Annotated in this window: 16 protein-coding genes; 10 read left to right on the top strand and 6 right to left on the bottom strand. The window is 45.1% G+C overall.

Annotated elements, in window-relative coordinates:
- The first annotated feature begins 134 nt into the window (after positions 1 to 134).
- A complete protein-coding gene (locus H8744_RS09385; RefSeq protein WP_262434589.1) occupies positions 135 to 2,834 on the top strand; it encodes a 4-alpha-glucanotransferase in 2,700 nt (899 codons plus the stop codon).
- Positions 2,835 to 3,004: 170 nt separating this feature from the next.
- Here H8744_RS09385 and H8744_RS09380 read toward each other — a convergent pair whose 3' ends face one another.
- Positions 3,005 to 3,319, bottom strand: a complete 315-nt coding sequence (locus tag H8744_RS09380) for a hypothetical protein (protein WP_262434588.1) — start codon at positions 3,317 to 3,319, stop codon at positions 3,005 to 3,007.
- Between the two features lie 237 nt (positions 3,320 to 3,556).
- On the opposite strand from H8744_RS09380, the gene folB reads away from it, so the two are divergent.
- Entirely contained in the window at positions 3,557 to 3,925 is a 369-nt protein-coding gene (gene folB, locus H8744_RS09375) for a dihydroneopterin aldolase (RefSeq protein ID WP_262434587.1), read from the top strand.
- A 38-nt stretch (positions 3,926 to 3,963) separates the two neighbouring features.
- On the opposite strand, the gene H8744_RS09370 is transcribed toward folB, so the two are convergent.
- A complete protein-coding gene (locus tag H8744_RS09370) occupies positions 3,964 to 5,013 on the bottom strand; it encodes a metallophosphoesterase (protein WP_305067472.1) in 1,050 nt (349 codons plus the stop codon).
- Between the two features lie 325 nt (positions 5,014 to 5,338).
- Here H8744_RS09370 and H8744_RS09365 point away from each other — a divergent pair, with 325 nt between their 5' ends.
- Complete coding sequence (locus H8744_RS09365) at positions 5,339 to 6,232, top strand: 1,4-dihydroxy-2-naphthoate polyprenyltransferase (RefSeq protein ID WP_262434585.1); 894 nt, start codon at positions 5,339 to 5,341, stop codon at positions 6,230 to 6,232.
- A 43-nt stretch (positions 6,233 to 6,275) separates the two neighbouring features.
- Here the strand turns inward: H8744_RS09365 and rfbB are convergent, their stop codons facing one another.
- Positions 6,276 to 7,415 (bottom strand): dTDP-glucose 4,6-dehydratase, encoded by a 1,140-nt coding sequence (gene rfbB, locus H8744_RS09360; RefSeq protein ID WP_262434584.1) that lies wholly within the window; start codon positions 7,413 to 7,415, stop codon positions 6,276 to 6,278.
- A gap of 22 nt (positions 7,416 to 7,437) precedes the next feature.
- Positions 7,438 to 8,301: a glucose-1-phosphate thymidylyltransferase RfbA gene (gene rfbA, locus H8744_RS09355; RefSeq protein ID WP_262434583.1), complete on the bottom strand. Its 864-nt coding sequence runs from the start codon at positions 8,299 to 8,301 to the stop codon at positions 7,438 to 7,440.
- A gap of 153 nt (positions 8,302 to 8,454) precedes the next feature.
- Between rfbA and H8744_RS09350 the strand changes: the two genes are divergently transcribed.
- Together H8744_RS09350 and H8744_RS09345 are read left to right on the top strand one after the other, a co-directional pair.
- On the top strand, positions 8,455 to 9,021 hold the full coding sequence (locus H8744_RS09350; protein WP_262434582.1) for a DUF5034 domain-containing protein: 567 nt from the start codon (positions 8,455 to 8,457) through the stop codon (positions 9,019 to 9,021).
- Between the two features lie 13 nt (positions 9,022 to 9,034).
- Entirely contained in the window at positions 9,035 to 9,925 is an 891-nt protein-coding gene (locus tag H8744_RS09345; protein WP_262434581.1) for a hypothetical protein, read from the top strand.
- A gap of 2 nt (positions 9,926 to 9,927) precedes the next feature.
- Here H8744_RS09345 and H8744_RS09340 read toward each other — a convergent pair whose 3' ends face one another.
- Entirely contained in the window at positions 9,928 to 10,419 is a 492-nt protein-coding gene (locus H8744_RS09340) for a metallophosphoesterase family protein (protein ID WP_262434580.1), read from the bottom strand.
- Positions 10,420 to 10,473: 54 nt separating this feature from the next.
- Between H8744_RS09340 and H8744_RS09335 the strand changes: the two genes are divergently transcribed.
- Both H8744_RS09335 and H8744_RS09330 read left to right on the top strand, forming a co-directional pair.
- Positions 10,474 to 12,552 carry an RNA degradosome polyphosphate kinase gene (locus H8744_RS09335; protein ID WP_262434579.1) on the top strand — a complete coding sequence of 693 codons (2,079 nt, stop codon included), beginning with the start codon at positions 10,474 to 10,476 and terminating at the stop codon, positions 12,550 to 12,552.
- Positions 12,553 to 12,617: 65 nt separating this feature from the next.
- On the top strand, positions 12,618 to 14,861 hold the full coding sequence (locus H8744_RS09330; protein ID WP_262434578.1) for an inorganic phosphate transporter: 2,244 nt from the start codon (positions 12,618 to 12,620) through the stop codon (positions 14,859 to 14,861).
- A gap of 181 nt (positions 14,862 to 15,042) precedes the next feature.
- On the opposite strand, the gene H8744_RS09325 is transcribed toward H8744_RS09330, so the two are convergent.
- Positions 15,043 to 15,453 carry a response regulator gene (locus H8744_RS09325; protein ID WP_262434577.1) on the bottom strand — a complete coding sequence of 137 codons (411 nt, stop codon included), beginning with the start codon at positions 15,451 to 15,453 and terminating at the stop codon, positions 15,043 to 15,045.
- 115 nt (positions 15,454 to 15,568) lie between these two features.
- Here H8744_RS09325 and H8744_RS09320 point away from each other — a divergent pair, with 115 nt between their 5' ends.
- The 3 genes from H8744_RS09320 (at position 15,569) to H8744_RS09310 (ending at position 19,318) form a co-directional block, all read left to right on the top strand.
- On the top strand, positions 15,569 to 17,206 hold the full coding sequence (locus H8744_RS09320) for an ABC-F family ATP-binding cassette domain-containing protein (protein ID WP_262434576.1): 1,638 nt from the start codon (positions 15,569 to 15,571) through the stop codon (positions 17,204 to 17,206).
- A 357-nt stretch (positions 17,207 to 17,563) separates the two neighbouring features.
- Positions 17,564 to 17,974 (top strand): DUF6769 family protein, encoded by a 411-nt coding sequence (locus H8744_RS09315; protein WP_262434575.1) that lies wholly within the window; start codon positions 17,564 to 17,566, stop codon positions 17,972 to 17,974.
- 114 nt (positions 17,975 to 18,088) lie between these two features.
- Positions 18,089 to 19,318 carry an efflux RND transporter periplasmic adaptor subunit gene (locus tag H8744_RS09310; protein ID WP_262434574.1) on the top strand — a complete coding sequence of 410 codons (1,230 nt, stop codon included), beginning with the start codon at positions 18,089 to 18,091 and terminating at the stop codon, positions 19,316 to 19,318.
- Positions 19,319 to 19,355: the final 37 nt, after the last annotated feature.

Below are 19,355 nucleotides of genomic sequence, written 5' to 3'. Positions count from 1 at the left end.
TGATGTTTAACAGCACATCAACACAAACGTTTGCAGAGGAATTTAAAATGGTTCACCAACCTTAGGTACATAAAATATAAAAAGAATGTCTTATACTTGCACAATCAATCGTTTATAATCAAAATCTAATATATATGATAGTATCATTTAATATTGAGTATCGTACCAACTGGGGGGAAGAGGTCAGAATATCCGGTTCCCTTCCCGAATTAGGTAATGAAAATTCAGAACGTTCCATCCCCCTTCATACTGTGGATGGAATACATTGGACAGTTGAAACGGAAATCCACCAGCCCGATGGATTTGTGGACTACAGTTACCTTATCTGGCAAGACGGTAAAGTTGTTCGCCGGGAATGGGACAGTTTCCCTCGTAGACTTTACCTTTCAGGCGACAGTAAGAAGAAATACCGTATCGATGACAGTTGGAAAAACTTACCGGAACAGCAATATTTTTACAGTTCCGCATTCACCGAGTCACTGTTGGCCCATCGAGACAGAACTGAAGCGCCCAAAAGCTACAAGAAAGGATTAATGATAAAAGCCTATGCTCCACGCATTAATGAGAACTACTGCCTAGCGATCTGTGGTAATCAAAAAGCATTGGGCGATTGGAACCCTGATAAAGCTCTATTGATGAGCGACATCAATTTTCCGGAATGGCAGATTGCAATGGATGCTTCCAAAATCAATTTCCCTCTAGAGTATAAGTTCGTTCTATATAACAAGAAAGAGAAACGCTCTGAAGCATGGGAAGACAATCCGAACCGCTATATGGCCAACCCGGAACTGAAAGCTAACGAGACGCTTGTCATAGGCGACCGTTACGTTTATTTTAACATTCCTGCATGGAAAGGTGCGGGGGTAGCGGTACCGGTATTCTCGTTGAAATCGGAAAAAAGCTTTGGAGTAGGTGATTTCGGTGATCTGAAACGCATGATCGACTGGGCGGTTAGCACCGGCCAGAAAGTAGTTCAGATTCTGCCGATCAATGATACCACCATGACGCATACGTGGACGGACTCTTACCCGTACAATAGCATTTCCATCTATGCCTTCCATCCCATGTATGCCGATCTTAAGAAGATGGGTACATTGAAGGACAAAGAGGCTGCGGCCGCTTTTAATAAAAAGCAAAAAGAATTGAACGAGCTTTCGGCCATCCATTACGAGGATGTCAACAAGACAAAGTGGGAGTATTTCCGCCTTATTTTTAAACAAGAAGGAGAGAAAGTGCTTTCCTCCAAAGCATTTCGCACATTCTTTGAATCAAATAAAGAGTGGTTGCAGCCTTATGCCGTTTTCAGTTATCTGAGGGATGTTTATAAGACCCCCAATTTCCGCGAATGGCCACGCCATACGGTTTACGATGCGGAAGAGATAGAAAAGATGTGCCAACCCGATTCGGTGGACTATCCCTATGTTTCCATCTATTTCTACATTCAGTTCAACCTCCATCTGCAATTGCTCGAAGCCACTACCTATGCCCGTGAACACGGTGTCGTACTGAAAGGAGATATTCCTATCGGCATCAGCCGCAACAGTGTGGAAGCATGGACAGAACCTTATTACTTCAACCTCAACGGACAGGCAGGGGCTCCACCCGATGACTTCTCTGTAAACGGGCAAAATTGGGGATTTCCGACTTACAACTGGGATGTCATGGAGAAAGACGGTTATCGCTGGTGGATGAAGCGTTTCCAAAAGATGGCAGAATATTTCGATGCCTACCGTATCGACCATATCCTAGGTTTCTTCCGCATTTGGGAGATTCCGATGCATGCCGTCCACGGGCTGTTAGGCCAGTTCGTACCTGCATTGCCAATGAGTCGCGAAGAGATAGAAAGCTACGGATTGGCTTTCAGGGAGGAATTCCTGAAACCTTATATACACGAGTATTTCCTGGGGCAACTTTTCGGTCCTCATACCGATTATGTGAAACAGACCTTCATTGAACCAACCGATCAATGGGAAATCTACCGTATGCGACCGGAATTTGATACGCAACGCAAGGTTGAAGCCTACTTTGCAGGAAAAACCGATGAAGACAGCGTATGGATTCGTGATGGACTTTATGCCCTGATAAGTGATGTACTGTTCGTACCCGACCGCCAGGACGCCAACAAGTATCATCCACGTATCGGAGTGCAACACGATTTCATCTACCGTTCGCTGAACGATTGGGAAAAAGCGGCTTTCAACCGTTTGTACGACCAGTATTATTATCATCGGCATAATATCTTCTGGCAACAACAAGCGATGAATAAGCTTCCTCAACTGACACAATCGACACGAATGCTGGTATGTGGCGAAGACTTGGGCATGATCCCCGACTGCGTGGCATGGGTCATGAACGACCTGCGTATCCTCAGCCTTGAGATCCAGCGAATGCCGAAAGATCCTTCCCAAGAGTTCGGTCATCTGAACGACTACCCTTATCGTTCCGTATGTACGTTCTCAACACACGATATGTCGACTTTACGCGGTTGGTGGGAAGAAGACTACCAACAGACACAACGTTATTACAACACCATGCTGGGACATTATGGCGCGGCACCAGCCATAGCTACGCCCGAATTGTGCGAGGAAGTGGTACGCAATCATCTTTACAGCAACTCTATCTTATGCATCCTGTCTCTACAAGATTGGCTGTCAATAGACGAAAAATGGCGTAATCCGAATGTTCAGGATGAACGGATCAACATCCCCGCCAACCCACGTCATTACTGGCGCTATCGTATGCATCTGACACTGGAGCAGTTGATGAAGGCTGAAAGCCTGAATGAAAAGATCAAATCCCTCATTAAGCAGACAGGAAGAGATCCCGAAAAATAAGAACATAAATTCCTAAAAGACAGAGCATACTCGATCGAGTAACATCTGTCCGATTCCACGAATTTCATGGTTTAAACATATGGAAAAACCTTGAGACTCGTGGAATCTGCGTTTAAGGACATAGATAGCAGCTTATAACAACCTTACATGCCATCAAAGTTACTCCGTTATCACTTTGGGGCTTCATGCTGCCATCCTTCACTTTGAAGAGCAACTTGCAGCACACCATATCCACAACCAATGGATACTTGCCACCACCTTACACTTGCCATCTGCATGGCAGCTACGCCCTTCTTTCTAAAAGTGATGCCGCAATTGGTAGCACAAAAAGGCTTAATTACACTTCCGCGAATAAAAAAGCGATCAAGCGTGTAATGATATTTAACTCTCCCATCTCCAGTAAGACGGAAACCACAAAGATATAACCAATTGAAAAACAATATATTACAATCAAGTTTTACCTCGGTGACCAACGACCTGTTCATCGGTGAGGAAGGGGCTGTTGGTCACCGATGAAGAAGCCCTTGGTCACCGAGGTCGAACCCATTGCTCACCGACCAGATAACAGTGTCAATAATTAGTCAAAGAAAAAGCAAAAAAACGAAGGGAGATCGACAAAAAAAATCTTAAGCATTCACATCTTTTCCAACCATTCCTTACTGAAAAACGGAGCATTTCATATACATTTGCGAGAGACAATCAACTTTAATTTAAACGTACGCATGAGAATCAATTCCAGTCACATACTTTTAGAAAACATACGCTTCTTCGCCAATCATGGAGTAGCAGCACAGGAAACCACGATTGGCAATGAATTTACTATCAACTTAAGGCTGAAAGTGGACATTGCACAGGCTGCCGAGACCGATGAGATAGAAGATACCGTCAGCTATGCCGAAGTACACAGAATCCTGAAAGAAGAAATGGACATCCCCTCCCGGCTGCTGGAACATGTTTGCAAACGTATAGCTGAAAAGCTCTTCAATGAATTTCCGGCAATTAGCGATATAGAAATCAAACTCTCAAAAAGGAATCCACCGATGGGAGCTGATATTGATAGCGCAAGTGTGGAAATCCAATGCACCAGATAAAAGGAAGCTCCCGGAAAAGATAGATTCAAGAATCAACGCTATTTAAGGCGATGCAACGTTATGATCACCACTTCAGCGGGAGCCCCGAAACGAATATTCTTATTCGAAGTTCCGATGCCATTGGTAACAATCATCGGGACTTTTGCCGTATTATACAGCAGCCCGGTGAGAAAACGATCTCCATAATGTGAAGGAATGATGGGGGCATATCCGAAGATACGTACCTGTCCGCCATGCGTATGACCCGCCAAGGCAAGATCCGTATTAGTCACTGCCACATCCTCCACATAATCGGGAGTGTGAACCAGCAAGATCACAAAGTCCGAAGGTGAAAGTGCCAACGTAGGCGACTTGCCATTCTGTTTCAGATCAAAAGGGTTGCGTACCCCTGCAAGCAGTATCTGCTGCCCGTCACGACGAAGCGTATCGACACGGTGTTCGAGCATATGCATTCCGTAGCGTTTCATCTCCCGGAGAATATCGTCATGACACTGTTCATAATCATTATTTCCCATTACGCCATAAGTACCCAAAGGTGTTTTAACCCGAGACAGAGCCTCAAACAGTTCAGGAACATACTCGCATCCTTCATGGTAATCACCTCCCATAAGCAAAACATCTGCATTTTGGGATTGCAGAAACGAAACAAGTCTTTGTAACCTTTTCCCCGTAAAAAGACTTTTATAATGCAAATCGGAAATAAACGCTATCCGGAAACCATCAAAGGCTTCTGGAACATCCCGATGAGTAAAATCATAATTCATCACCCGTTCCACTCCTTGCTTAAGGGTAGAAAGTGAAACCTCTGAACTGGTAATTACCGTTCCCGGTGCTACCCCGGCAGGAACAAGCTCCGCTTTAGACCGGGTAGCTGTATTCTGAACCTGCTTCTTCGGCTTCCGGCGTTGCAAATCCTTCAATTGTGAATGATCCGGTGTAAAAAGTGCCGCGGCATAATCCGAAGAGTCCGGTCGGATGGAATCCGTAATCAATGCCGGAAAGGTGTTAGAAGAAAGTAGGTTCTTCTTTGATTTACAGGAAGTGAAAATCAAAGGAAGCAAACACAGAAAACATATTACTTTTCTCATCATTGAAATATTTTAAATTAATTAGAATCAGCTCAAAACTCCCTCTTATTCATGCTTAATCCGGTCCCTTTTAACTTACTTTTCGGCCTGTCTTTTCATTTCATGCGTTGCATAGCCCACTATGTCACCCTATAGAACGAGCAAGGTTCCAAAAAGAGTTCACGACAAAGACTATGCATCAGCGTTAAAAACAGACAATCATCTACGCCATGTTAATACCGGACAAAATAAAGACAGACTCTTCTCGCTTTTGTCGCTTCATCCCATCAAGATTCTTTGGAATAGAAGGGGACAAAGATAAGGAATTTTGAAGTATCTTTGCCGCATGGAAGAAATAAAACGAAATTCATTACACGCTTGGGTCCTTGCCGCACGCCCTAAAACATTGGCAGGAGCCGCTACTCCGGTGCTTGTCGGCACGGCATTAGCCTATGCCGACGGACAATTTCAATGGATACCTGCATTGGTCTGTTTTCTATTTGCCGGACTGATGCAGATAGCCGCCAACTTTATCAATGATCTTTTCGATTTCCTGAAAGGGACAGACCGGGAAGACCGTCTGGGACCAGAACGGGCATGTACCCAAGGATGGGTATCACCCGGTGCCATGAAAAAGGGAATCATAACCACTGTCGTTCTGGCATGCCTTATCGGAAGCACCCTGCTACTCTATGCCGGTTGGCCGTTGATCATAGTCGGTCTATTATGTGTAGTATTTGCCTTTTTCTATACAACCGGCCCCTACCCTCTCTCCTACAATGGCTGGGGAGATGTATTAGTGATTGTTTTTTTCGGCTTTGTCCCCGTAGGAGGAACTTATTATGTTCAGGCATTAGGGTGGACACCGGATGTAACCATTGCTTCTCTCGTCTGCGGGCTGATCGTAGACACACTGTTGGTAGTAAATAATTATCGGGATCGTGATGCAGATGCACGAAGTGGAAAGCGTACCGTAGTGGTTCGTTTCGGAGAGCCTTTCGGGAGATATCTATACTTAATATTAGGAGTAGCAGCAACCGTACTGGGGGTGTTTCTTTTATCAAGCACATGGCTTTCCGGGATACCTGCCTTACTGATCTACCTGATACTTCACATCACGACCTGGCGAAAAATGGTGAAGATTCATAGTGGTAAAAAACTGAACAGCATACTAGGTGAGACTTCACGTAATATGCTGTTGATGGGAATACTCATTTCAGTGTGGCTGATCCTGTTATAAATGCAACCCATGAGATAATTTGTTCGTCACTAATCTCTTCTGATCAGCGTTTGCTATACATTCTTTCGTAATAATTCTGGTAATCACCGCTGGTTACTTCTTCCACCCATTCCTGGTTGTTGAGATACCAGTCGATTGTCTTCACGATTCCCACTTCAAATTTTGTTTCAGGGTACCATCCCAAAGCATTCATGATTTTAGTCGGATCGATAGCATAACGTTGGTCGTGGCCAAGGCGATCCTTTACGAAAGTAATCAAATCTTCGTTGATCCAGTCTATTGCGATTTCCCCATTGGCATCTTTTTCCTGTTTCTTCAGTACCTTGCGATAGGACGGATTTTCCGTCATCAACCGGCGAATCGTAGCAATTGTCAGTTTCACGATCTCAAGGTTAGTCTTTTCATTATGACCTCCTACGTTATAGACTTCACCCTCTTTCCCCTGACGTACCACCAGGTCGATCGCTTTACAGTGATCCTCCACATAAAGCCAATCGCGCACATTGCTACCGTCACCATAAACAGGAAGTTTCTTTCCTTCAAGAATATTCTTAATAATCAATGGTATCAGCTTTTCAGGGAAATGATACGGGCCGTAATTGTTGGAACAACGGGTAATGGTCACAGGCATTTTATAGGTATCATGATAAGCCATTACCACCATGTCGGCACTCGTTTTGGATGCACTATACGGACTATGGGGACAAAGAGGAGTCGTTTCATGGAAATAACCCTCTGCTCCCAAAGAACCATACACCTCATCCGTAGAAACCTGATGGTAGCGAACTCCTTTACGCCAAGTAGGATAGCCATTTTCATCTTTCCCTGTCACCCAAGCGCGACGGGCAGCATCCAGCAAATTCTGTGTACCCAGAATGTTGGTCATAAGGAACAGCTGCGGATTTTCAATGCTGCGGTCCACATGGCTCTCGGCAGCGAAATTCACGATATAATCAAACTTATACTCGCCAAACAAACGGTCAGCCAACTCACGGTCACAAATATCACCTTTAAAAAAAATGCAACGGTCATTATCTATATCATTTGCAATAGTTCCCAGATTACCGGCATACGTCAGCGCATCGAGTACTACCACACGGATATCATCGTGTTTTGCCAAAATGTACTTCAAGTAATTCGCCCCGATAAAACCGGCAGCCCCAGTCACAAGATAGGTTTTCATATTATCTTTATATTTTAATTATTTATTTAGCTAAATCCAAAAGGTACTTACCATATTCCGTTTTGCCCAGTTTTTCACCAAGCAATCTAAGCTGACCGGTAGTGATCCAGCCGTTCCGCCAAGCGATCTCCTCGATACAACTGACATAAAAGCCTTGCCTGTTTTGAATGGTTGCAACAAAATTGGACGCTTCCAGCAGACTATCACAGTTTCCGGTATCCAGCCATGCAAAGCCACGTCCGAAAAGTTCTACCTGTAAGGTACCTTCTTCCAAATAGATTTTATTCAAATCTGTTATCTCATACTCTCCACGGGCGGATGGCTTCAAAGAAGCGGCTTTTTCGACTACGGTAGCGTCATAAAAGTAGAGTCCCGGCACAGCATAGTTGCTCTTGGGTTCTGACGGCTTCTCCTCCAGAGAGATCACTTTTCCCGTTTCATTAAATTCGACCACCCCGTATGCCCGCGGGTCTTTCACATAATATCCAAAGATACATGCTCCTTTTTCAATGGCTGCCGCACGATGCAGCATTGTCGAAAATCCTTGTCCATAGAACATGTTATCTCCCAAAATCAGACATCCCGGCTCTCCGCCAAGAAACTCGGCACCTAATACAAACGCTTGTGCCAAACCATTGGGATGTTCCTGGACTTTGTATTGAAAGGACATTCCCAACTCCTCACCCGTTCCTAAAAGATCACGAAACATGGGCAGATCACGGGGAGTGGAAATTACCAACACCTCGCGAATTCCAGACAGCATCAGTGTGGAAAGCGGATAATAAATCATCGGCTTATCATATACCGGCATTATCTGCTTCGATATAGCCTTTGAGAGTGGATAAAGCCGGGTTGCACTTCCACCGGCAAGTATTATTCCTTTCATATACAATTGTTTTATATAATTACATGTGGCAAAGTACGGAAAGAATTTCGAAATGACAAAATAAAAAGACAACTGTATATGCAATAATCTGACTTTTTGTGCATTTATAAACTATACGGCATTGCCAAATCCACTTACAATCTATCAAGGCTTATGAAACGACACTCTCTACAAATAATCATGCTTTTGCTGCTTCTCAGTACATCTGCTATGACTTGCGACGAATATGACGCAGAAACGATGTGGGAAACCCGTCCCTGCATTCTGACTAATGTCGAAATCCATTCTTGGGATAACGAAGGGGAAATGCCACAAACGCCTACCAACGGACGAATAAAAAAAGAAGCTTACATACTTGAAATCAGGCTATTCTCCGATGCCGACACTTTTCCTGAAGACTGTCCCCAAAACATATTATATCTTTTAGAAGATGGAATTACAGAATTAAACATATATACCGAAGAAACTTTTAATGAAGAGTTCCCCAAAGGAGCAAACGTAACCTCCTGTTTTCAGGATTATCCCATCTCCCTTACCCGATATCAAATAAATGACATCACGAGTCAACAAGACACCATCAAATATATGAAACCTGTCAACCAAATTTTCAAAGCATTGACAACCATCCCTCAGCCGGGCATACACCGCTTCAGCATCGAACTGATCACATCCAGTGGTAAAAAGGCAGAATACAAAAGTGATGATGTAACTCTCTATTAAAAAAGAAAGAACGATGAAACAAATTTACCTTCTCATAGCACTATCATGCCTGTTCTTGATGGCTCAAGCACAAGACAACTTGTCGATCCCAGCACCTCAAAAGTCCAATAAGCTGATCCAAATAGATCTTAGTGGCGGAGTAAACTTTGATCTGACCCATAGAGTAAAGTCCAATGTTGTCACTGTGCTTTCAGATAGGAAAAGCACCATCCCTACTATGGATATGCGCTTGCTACATTTTTTTTCTAAGCATTGGGGATGGTATTTCGATCTTAAGCTTAAGATGAACGGAGATGAAATAAGAGATTGCCAAGCAGAAGTTTGTCGCCCGTTTGAAACAAACTATTATATTAAGAATTACGCCCGGGATATAGACAGTTACTCAAAAGTCACCACTACAGTCGATTTTGGAGCGACATACCGGATTGAAAACACCCATTGGGCATTTTATCCCAAAATAGGAATAGGTTTTAACTCAATGAACCGTCAGGACATCTCGGCCAGATTAAAAGGGAAAGGCACGAATGAACTTTATAACATATATACTTCCAATTATTCAGACTACCAAAGTTTAGTGACCATCGTGGAGTTATCTTTAGGCATGAGCATAAATTATAAAGTAAGTACCCGATGCTATTTGTTTGCCGACATAAACTATATGCAACCTTTACAAAACACCAAAATAGGTTATGTAGAAACCAATTCCTATAGTAAGGAAGTCCGGAAGCACCACATCTTTGGAAGCACCACTCTCGGCCGGGAACTTAATTTCAGTGCGGGAATCGGCTTCCCGATCTTTCTGCATAAAAGTGTAAAAAGGCCAAAGAAGCCCCAAAAAGAACGGATGAAAGATATTATGGAATATAAACGAAAGACTTTCGGACTCTTCCCCGGAAACAAGTAATATCAACCGGCCAGCTCTATCACCTCCAAATCCTTAAATGCTCCATTGTCTATCACAAACCGTACCATGGTACGCACTTTGTGAAATCCCGACATACCCGCTGCTCCGGGATTGATATGCAGCATATCCAGCGTCTTGTCATACTTCACTTTCAAGATATGCGAATGCCCGCTAATGAACAATTTCGGCGGACGTGTCATCAGACTTCCGATAATAGAAGGATCATACTTCCCGGGATAGCCACCGATATGCTTGATCAGCACTTCGGCACCGTCCACGGTAAAACGATTCACTTGCGGAAACATCTTACGAATCTCCTGTCCGTCAATATTCCCATAAACGGCACGAAAGGGACGGAAGGCCGCCAACTTTTCGGCTATTTCCACAGAACCGATATCTCCTGCATGCCAGATTTCATCGCAAGGTTCAAAATATTCCAGGTACTTTTCATCCCACCAAGCATGCGTATCCGACAATAATCCAATTTTCATCATAGTTTCTTTGTTTATGTGGACAAAGGTAACTATATTTGGGCAAATCTTAACGCAATGGAAAACAAATATCATTACTTTAAACGGGATATAAGTTGGTTATCTTTCAATTATCGCGTATTGCTGGAAGCGGATGACGACCGCTTGCCAGTCTATGAACGTATTAATTTCATTTCCATATACTCCTCCAATCTGGAAGAATTCTATAAAATCCGAGTAGCCGACCACAAAGCCGTAGCCTCCGGTGTCACACAAAGTGATGAAGAAACCGTGCAATCGGCCGCAAAGCTGGTAGAAGAAATCAATCAGGAAGTGAACAGGCAACTGGAGGACCGTGTCCGCATCTATGAACACAAAATATTGCCTGCACTCCGAAAGAACCACATCATCTTTTACCAAAGCCGCAATGTCGAACCTTTCCACCAGGAATTCGTACGCAACTTCTTCCGGGAAGAGATATTCCCTTTCCTCCAACCCGTACCGGTAGGCAAAGACCAAGTTGTATCTTTCCTCCGTGACAACCGACTCTATCTGGCGGTCCGCCTATTCATGCACAACACTTCCGAAAACGATCCGGAACATGTGCAATACTTTGTGATGAAGCTTCCCTATAGTAAAGTGCCCCGCTTCATCGAATTACCCAAACAAGGCAATGATTACTATCTGATGTTCATTGAAGATATCATCAAAGCAAACATCGGGCTAATTTTCCCCGGGTACGATGTCGATTGCAGTTATTGCATCAAAATTTCCCGCGATGCCGATATCCTGATCGAAGATGCCACAAGCACTGCCGACTTGGTAGAGCAAGTGAAAAAGAAGATAAAAAAGCGTAAAATAGGTGCCGTATGCCGTTTCGTATACGACCGGTTTATGCCACAGGACTTCCTCGATTTTCTGGTAGATGCTTTCCAAGTAAACCGGGGAGAGCTGGTTCCGGGAGACAAACACTTGAACCTCGAAGACCTGCACCGACTTCCCAATCCGAATAAAGCATTGCGCTGGAGAGAAAAGCCCAAGCCCATGAAACTGAACTGTCTGGATGAAAAAGAGTCAGTTTTCAACTACGTCCAGCAAAAAGACCTGTTATTGTATTATCCTTACCATTCGTTCGAGCATTTCACCCACTTCCTCTATGAAGCCGTCCACGACCCGCAAACGCAGGAAATCATGGTAACTCAATACAGGGTAGCAGAGAACTCGGCCGTCATCAACACACTCTTGGCAGCCGCCCAGAACGGAAAGAAAGTCACGGTATTCGTTGAACTCAAAGCCCGTTTTGATGAAGAAAACAACCTTGCCACTGCCGAAATGATGAAGTCGGCAGGCATCCGCATCCTTTATAGCTTACCCGGACTTAAAGTCCACGCCAAAGTAGCTTTGATCCGTCGAAAGAACCCAACCGGAGGCAAATCCTGCGATTTTGCTTACATCGGTACCGGCAACTTTAACGAAAAGACCGCTACACTGTATGCAGACTGCGGACTGTTCACCTGCAACCCGAAAATAACGAAAGACCTTTATAACCTTTTCCGCACGTTACAAGGGAAAAAGGAAAATCCTAAATTCAGTACGTTGCTCGTAGCCCGTTTCAACTTGATACCCGAACTGAACCGTCTGATCGATCATGAAATAGAGCTGGCGGAAAAGGGACGGGAAGGCAGAATTATACTGAAGATGAACGGCCTGCAAGATTCCCATATGATCGACCGTTTGTATGAAGCCTCGCAACGCGGAGTAAAAATAGACCTGATCGTCCGGGGTATCTGCTGTCTGATACCGGGACAAACCTATAGCCGAAACATCCGAATCACCCGCATCGTCGACTCCTTCCTGGAGCATGCACGTGTATGGTATTTCGGTAATGACGGTAATCCTAAAATCTTTTGTGGTTCGCCCGACTGGATGCGGCGCAACCTCTACCGTCGCATCGAGGCAATAACACCCATACTCGATCCCGACCTGAAAAAAGAAATGACCGACATGCTGGACATCCAACTCTCCGACAACCAAAAAGCCTGTTTCGTGGACGACAAGCTCCGCAACGTCTTCAAACATAAGACGAAAGGAGAAAGTGTACGGGCACAATATACGTTTTATAATTACCTGAAAAACAAAAATGAAACAGGTTTGTAATATGTATGACATTTCCCTGCAATACGAAAATCCGTCCTTTGCAGCCAGAAACAGATTACATATTTATGGAGACAATTTATCTTTGCATCGTCATCTTTTTATTTGCGCTCGCCATATTCGACCTCATGGTCGGAGTCAGTAACGACGCTGTCAATTTTCTGAACTCCGCTATCGGAGCCAAAGCCGCTTCCTTCAAAACAGTGCTGTTCATAGCCGCTATCGGTATTATGATCGGTGCATCCCTGTCCAACGGGATGATGGAAATCGCCCGTAACGGCATTTATCAACCGGAGCATTTCTACTTTGCCGAGATCATGTGCATATTACTTGCCGTGATGCTGACAGATGTTGTCTTGCTCGATGTATTCAATTCGATGGGAATGCCGACTTCCACCACCGTTTCGATGGTATTCGAATTATTGGGAGGTACGTTCGCCTTGGCTCTCATCAAAGTACATAATAATGATGACCTCGGATTGGGGAACCTCATCAACACGGACAAAGCACTTTCCGTCATTATGGCCATATTCGTTTCTGTCGCCATCGCTTTCTTCTTCGGTATGGTAGTACAATGGCTGGCACGTATCATATTCACTTTCAATTATAAGAAGCACATAAAATACAGTATCGGCCTGTTCGGTGGCATCGCAGCCACAGCCATCATCTATTTTATGCTCATCAAAGGGTTGAAAGACAGTTCATTCATGACAGCCGAGAACAAGCAATGGTTACAGGATAATACCTTGATGCTGGTTGGATGCTTCTTTGTCTTCTTCACAATATTAATGCAAATACTCCATTGGCTAAAGATAAATGTATTCAAAGTAGTCGTATTATTAGGCACCTTCGCACTGGCACTGGCATTTGCTGGTAATGACCTTGTGAACTTTATAGGTGTCCCCCTCGCTGGATATTCTTCTTTTACGGATTATATGGCAAACGGAACGGGAGCCGGTGCAAACGGATTCTTGATGACTTCCCTCTTAGGCCCTGCTAAAACTCCGTGGTATTTCTTGGTCGCTGCGGGTGCGGTCATGGTCTATGCGCTTTGCACGTCGAAAAAGGCTCATAACGTCATCAAAACATCCGTCGATCTGTCCCGCCAGGACGAAGGAGAAGAGAGCTTCGGCAGTACCCCTATTGCCCGCACATTGGTACGCATCAGCATGACATTGGCAAACGGCATCTCCAAACTTATTCCCGACAATGCGAAAAAATGGATCGACACACGATTCCGCAAAGATGAAGCCATCATTGCCGATGGCGCAGCTTTCGACCTCGTACGGGCATCGGTCAATCTGGTATTGGCAGGTCTGCTCATCGCTTTGGGTACCTCACTGAAACTGCCGCTTTCGACCACGTACGTTACGTTCATGGTGGCCATGGGTACTTCCCTAGCCGACCGTGCTTGGGGACGTGACTCCGCAGTCTACCGCATCACAGGCGTCCTCAGCGTTATCGGTGGATGGTTCCTCACCGCTGGAGCAGCCTTCACCATCTGTTTCTTCGTTGCCATGATTATCCATTTTGGCGGCTCGGTAGCCATCGTCATACTCATAGGGCTGGCAGCCTTCTCACTCATCCGCAGCCAGATCATGTTCAAGAAGAAAAAAGAAAAGGAAAAAGGGAATGAGACTTTGAAGCAGCTTATGAAAGCTTCCGACAGCGAAGAAGCTCTGCAACTGATGCGCAAGCATACCCGCGAGGAACTGACCAAAGTGCTGGAATATGTAGAAAATAACTTCGAGTTGACAGTCACTTCATTCTTACACGAGAATTTACGCGGACTGCGCCGTGCCATGGGGTCTACCAAGTTCGAGAAACAGCTCATCAAGCAGATGAAGCGTACGGGAACGGTAGCCATGTGCAAGCTCGACAACAACACCGTACTCGAAAAAGGGCTTTATTACTATCAAGGCAACGATTTTGCCAGTGAACTGGTCTACAGTACCGCCCGTCTTTGCGAACCTTGTCTGGAGCATATCGACAATAATTTCAATTCCCTCGACGCGATCCAAAAAGGTGAATTCGGAGACGTAGCGGAAGATATAACTTACTTGATTCGCAAATGCCGCACCAAGTTGGAGGCAAATGATTACAACAATTTCGAAGAGGAAATACGCCGTGCCAATGATCTCAATGCACAACTCTCTCACCTGAAACGTCAGGAATTGCAGCGCATTCAAAGTCAGTCGGGCAGTGTGAGGGTAAGTATGATCTACCTGACCATGGTTCAGGAGGCGCAAAACGTAGTGACCTACACGATCAACTTGATGAAAGTGAGCCGCAAATTCCAAATGGAAGGTTGACGCCAGGCCACAAACATGGATCGAAGGCAAAGCCTTGTATGGAAATAAATCAGACACGGACTTCACGGGTTATGCGGTTGCTATATATATTAAATAATGTATATAGTAGCCGTGTGATACGTGAAGTCCGTGTCTAAATCATTAAATAACAAAATATCCGGTATATGTCTTACCTACATCATCACCACTTCAGTTGCGGGAAATATTTCGATAAACAATTTCTCAAGATGCTCAGAGTGATCGGCTTAACCAATACTTCGGATGCACCACATCGCATCGCATTTTCCTTGTCCGCACTGAATGCGTAAGCGGTCTGCATGATGATAGGTATTTCGGTATCTTCTTCTCTGATAATCTTAGTCGCTTCCAGACCGGTCATTATCGGCATTTTGATATCCATAAGGATAGCATGTGCTTTTCCCTTGTTCTCATGATACAGATTTACGATTTCCTCCCCGTTACGCGCCCACAGGATATCACACTTCTTACCTATGATGGCCTTGATCAGCTTGAAATTGCTATCATCATCCTCAGCCACAAGGATCAGTGGCCGGAAATCTACTATCTCTTGTACTCCTTCTCCGTTCTCCATTATCTCGATTTTTTTATAATCTCCATTTCAACAGCATATATTGCTATTCAGCGCGCAAGTTATAAAAAAAAATAATATAAATGATTATCTTTGCGCCTCAATTTAACGAACATATATGATTTCAGTAGACGGACTTGCCGTAGAATTCGGCGGAACCACCTTATTTAGTGATATTTCTTTTGTAATTAACGAAAAAGACCGCATCGCCCTGATGGGGAAAAACGGTGCCGGGAAAAGTACGCTGCTCAAAATACTGGCCGGGGCACGCCAGCCGACACGCGGTAAGATCTCCGCCCCCAAAGAGTGCGTCATCGCCTATCTGCCCCAGCATCTGATGACGGAAGACGGCAGGACGGTTTTTGAAGAAGCCGCGCAAGCTTTCGCACATCTGCATGAGATGGAGGCTGAGATAGAACGATTGAACAAAGAACTCGAGACACGTACGGACTATGAAAGCGACAGTTATATGGAGCTGATCGAGAACGTATCTGCATTGAGCGAAAAGTTTTATTCGATCGATGCCACCAATTACGAAGAAGATGTGGAAAAGTCATTGCTGGGCCTTGGATTCAAACGAGAAGACTTCAACCGGCAAACGAGCGACTTCAGCGGAGGCTGGCGGATGCGTATCGAATTGGCTAAACTGTTGCTACAGAAGCCGGACGTGCTTTTGCTGGACGAGCCTACCAATCATCTGGACATCGAATCCATCCAATGGCTGGAAGATTTTCTTATCAATAATGGCAAGGCGGTGATCGTCATCAGCCACGACCGGAAATTCGTAGACAACATCACCACGCGCACCATCGAAGTGACCATGGGACGAATCTATGACTATAAAGTAAACTATTCCCAATATCTGCAACTGCGTCAGGAGCGGCGTATCCAACAACAAAAGGCTTTCGACGAACAGCAGAAATTCATTGCCGAGACCAAAGAGTTCATCGAACGTTTCAAGGGAACCTACTCTAAAACGCTGCAAGTGCAGAGCCGTGTGAAAATGCTGGAGAAGTTGGAATTGCTGGAGGTGGACGAAGAAGACACTTCCGCTTTGAGGTTGAAGTTCCCTCCTTCACCGCGTTCGGGCAGTTATCCGGTCATTATGGATAATGTAGGAAAGAGTTACGGTGACCATGTAGTGTTCAAAAATGCATCGTTGACGGTTGAACGTGGAGATAAGGTAGCTTTTGTCGGCAAGAACGGAGAAGGTAAATCTACTTTGGTGAAATGCATCATGAATGAGATCGACCATGAAGGTACTCTGACTTTGGGACACAATGTCCAGATCGGTTATTTTGCTCAGAACCAGGCTTCTCTGCTGGACGAAAACCTGACCGTTTTCCAGACCATCGACGATGTAGCGAAAGGTGAAATACGAAATAAGATTCGCGACCTGCTGGGTGCTTTCATGTTCGGAGGCCCGGAAGAGTCGATGAAAAAGGTGAAAGTGCTTTCCGGTGGCGAACGAACCCGTTTGGCAATGATCAAACTATTGCTCGAACCGGTCAACCTGCTGATTCTCGACGAGCCTACCAACCATCTGGACTTAAAAACAAAAGATATCCTGAAACAGGCATTAATCGATTTTGACGGCACACTGATCGTGGTGTCGCACGACCGTGACTTCCTTGACGGACTGGTAACAAAGGTGTATGAATTCGGAAACCAAAAGGTGAAAGAACATCTGTGCGGAATATACGAATTCCTCGAGAAAAAGAAAATGGATTCTCTGCAAGAGTTGGAAAAGAAGTAATAATAGCAGACATATCCCGCTCATAAAGACACCCCGAAAACCCCGGCAACGATGAGGAGGTCGTTCCTCGGTGAGGAAGGCCCCCTTCATCGGTGAGGAACGATGCCTTCATCACCGAGGAACGGGGTGTTCATCACCGAGGTACAAACGGGTCAATAAGATGCTATACAGCAATAAGTTACAAATTCGCCACCTACATAACGCACTTCATCGGCAAAAAATCGCATTATTCAATAAATCTACACATTTCCCACGTCTATTGTCATCCTATTCATTCAACGTCCCTGAAATTTTCCAGTACTGATATTTGCATATCCGCTATGCAGGAATTATCTTTGTAGCGTTAATTTGCAAAGGATGAGGAACAAGTGGTACATAATTTGCCTTTTATTCTTCGTCAGCATCATCATGCTGGCCGTGCCAATCATTCCCCATCACCATCATGCAAACGGGCTGATCTGTATGAAGCATGATGTCAAGCCGGAGGCGCAATGTCCGGCGCACAACCATCACCAGCACAGTGATTCCTGTTGCGACAGCGAATGCCTGACACGCTTCAGTTCGCCTGCGCCTACGATGCAAAGCGATTTCAGTCCACATTACGTATTCATAGATACGCTGTTTGCCGATCTACTCATTGATCATCTGCTCCGCCCCTTGGAGAAACAGCTCAATAACGAATACGTCTACCGAGAATCCCTCCACGGCACGAACATCACCCGTGCCTTTGCTCTGCGTGGGCCTCCCTCACACACATATTCAGCTTAAGCAGGCAGTGTAACCACTACTTTGCAAGACAGTTGCACCCTCAAGTCTCTACTTTTGCAGGGTGAAATGTGACATATACCAAAAACGAATCATTTAAGAATCATAGCATAAATCATGAAGAAATTTATCTTTATGGGAGTTCTGGGACTGTTTATTCTCGGCTCCTGCAACAGTAAATCAGCCCATGACCATGAAGGACATGATCATGGCACGGAGACTCACGAACACGAAGGACACGATCACGAAGGACATGATCATGGCAGCGAATGTAACGGCCATGACGGTGAAAACAAGGAGAAACAAGGAGGCACGGAAGGGCACAGTGACGAAATCATACTGCCGAAAGCTAAAGCTGAAGCAGCAGGGGTGAAAGTCAGCGTGATCGAACCGGGTACCTTCGAACAAGTAATAAAAACCAGCGGACAAGTGATGGCGGCACAGGGTGATGAAAGTGTGGCCGTAGCTACCGTAGCCGGTGTGGTAAGCTTTCACGGGAACGTGACAGAGGGCATGAGCGTCGGTAAAGGCACTACCCTGCTCACCATTTCCTCTAGCAATATTGCCGATGGCGATCCGGTACAACGCGCCCGCATCGCTTACGAAATATCGAAAAAAGAATACGAGCGTATGAAAGCCTTAGTAAAGAACAAGATCGTATCGGATAAGGATTTCGCACAGGCCGAACAGAACTACGAAAACGCCCGAATCAGCTACGAGGCGCTTGCCAAAGGCCATACCAAAGGAGGGCAAGCCATTGCCTCTCCGATCGGGGGATTCGTAAAGAACATCTTAGTGAAAGAGGGCGATTATGTCACCATCGGCCAACCGCTGGTCAGCGTCACTCAGAACCGCCGCCTTTTCCTGCGGGCAGAAGTTTCCGAAAAGTATTATCCTTACTTGCGTAGCATCGGATCGGCAAATTTCAAAACTCCCTATGACAATAAGGTGTACGAGCTGAAGGAGTTGCACGGACGTTTGCTTTCCACAGGAAAATCAGCGGGAGACAATTCATTCTACGTGCCGGTTACATTCGAATTTGACAATAAGGGAGACATCATCCCCGGCTCATTTGTAGAAATATACCTCCTGTCCTCCCCTATGGAGAACGTCATCTCCCTGCCGCGCACGGCTTTGACGGAGGAGCAAGGACTGTTCTTTGTCTATCTGCAATTGGATGAAGAGGGATACAAGAAGCAGGAAGTAACCTTGGGTGCCGACAACGGTAAAAACGTACAGATACTCTCCGGAGTGAAAGCAGGCGATGCGGTAGTCACCAGCGGTGCCTACCAAGTAAAGCTGGCTTCGGCAAGCAATGCGATACCGGCACATAGTCATGAACACTAAAAAAAGCAGTGAAAAGTGATTCACTCTTAACTCTTTA

The organism is Jilunia laotingensis (assembly GCF_014385165.1).
GTDB lineage: Bacteria > Bacteroidota > Bacteroidia > Bacteroidales > Bacteroidaceae > Bacteroides > Bacteroides laotingensis.
Note: the sequence above shows the minus strand (reverse complement) of the source record. Positions and strands in the feature narration are given on the sequence as shown.

Coding starts and splice junctions, on each gene's coding strand:
- H8744_RS09385 (WP_262434589.1), top strand. CDS start 135: ATGATAGTATCATTTAATATTGAGTATCGTACCAACTGGGGGGAAGAG.
- H8744_RS09380 (WP_262434588.1), bottom strand. CDS start 3,319: ATGAACAGGTCGTTGGTCACCGAGGTAAAACTTGATTGTAATATATTG.
- folB (WP_262434587.1), top strand. CDS start 3,557: ATGAGAATCAATTCCAGTCACATACTTTTAGAAAACATACGCTTCTTC.
- H8744_RS09370 (WP_305067472.1), bottom strand. CDS start 5,013: ATGAGAAAAGTAATATGTTTTCTGTGTTTGCTTCCTTTGATTTTCACT.
- H8744_RS09365 (WP_262434585.1), top strand. CDS start 5,339: ATGGAAGAAATAAAACGAAATTCATTACACGCTTGGGTCCTTGCCGCA.
- rfbB (WP_262434584.1), bottom strand. CDS start 7,415: ATGAAAACCTATCTTGTGACTGGGGCTGCCGGTTTTATCGGGGCGAAT.
- rfbA (WP_262434583.1), bottom strand. CDS start 8,301: ATGAAAGGAATAATACTTGCCGGTGGAAGTGCAACCCGGCTTTATCCA.
- H8744_RS09350 (WP_262434582.1), top strand. CDS start 8,455: ATGAAACGACACTCTCTACAAATAATCATGCTTTTGCTGCTTCTCAGT.
- H8744_RS09345 (WP_262434581.1), top strand. CDS start 9,035: ATGAAACAAATTTACCTTCTCATAGCACTATCATGCCTGTTCTTGATG.
- H8744_RS09340 (WP_262434580.1), bottom strand. CDS start 10,419: ATGATGAAAATTGGATTATTGTCGGATACGCATGCTTGGTGGGATGAA.
- H8744_RS09335 (WP_262434579.1), top strand. CDS start 10,474: ATGGAAAACAAATATCATTACTTTAAACGGGATATAAGTTGGTTATCT.
- H8744_RS09330 (WP_262434578.1), top strand. CDS start 12,618: ATGGAGACAATTTATCTTTGCATCGTCATCTTTTTATTTGCGCTCGCC.
- H8744_RS09325 (WP_262434577.1), bottom strand. CDS start 15,453: ATGGAGAACGGAGAAGGAGTACAAGAGATAGTAGATTTCCGGCCACTG.
- H8744_RS09320 (WP_262434576.1), top strand. CDS start 15,569: ATGATTTCAGTAGACGGACTTGCCGTAGAATTCGGCGGAACCACCTTA.
- H8744_RS09315 (WP_262434575.1), top strand. CDS start 17,564: ATGAGGAACAAGTGGTACATAATTTGCCTTTTATTCTTCGTCAGCATC.
- H8744_RS09310 (WP_262434574.1), top strand. CDS start 18,089: ATGAAGAAATTTATCTTTATGGGAGTTCTGGGACTGTTTATTCTCGGC.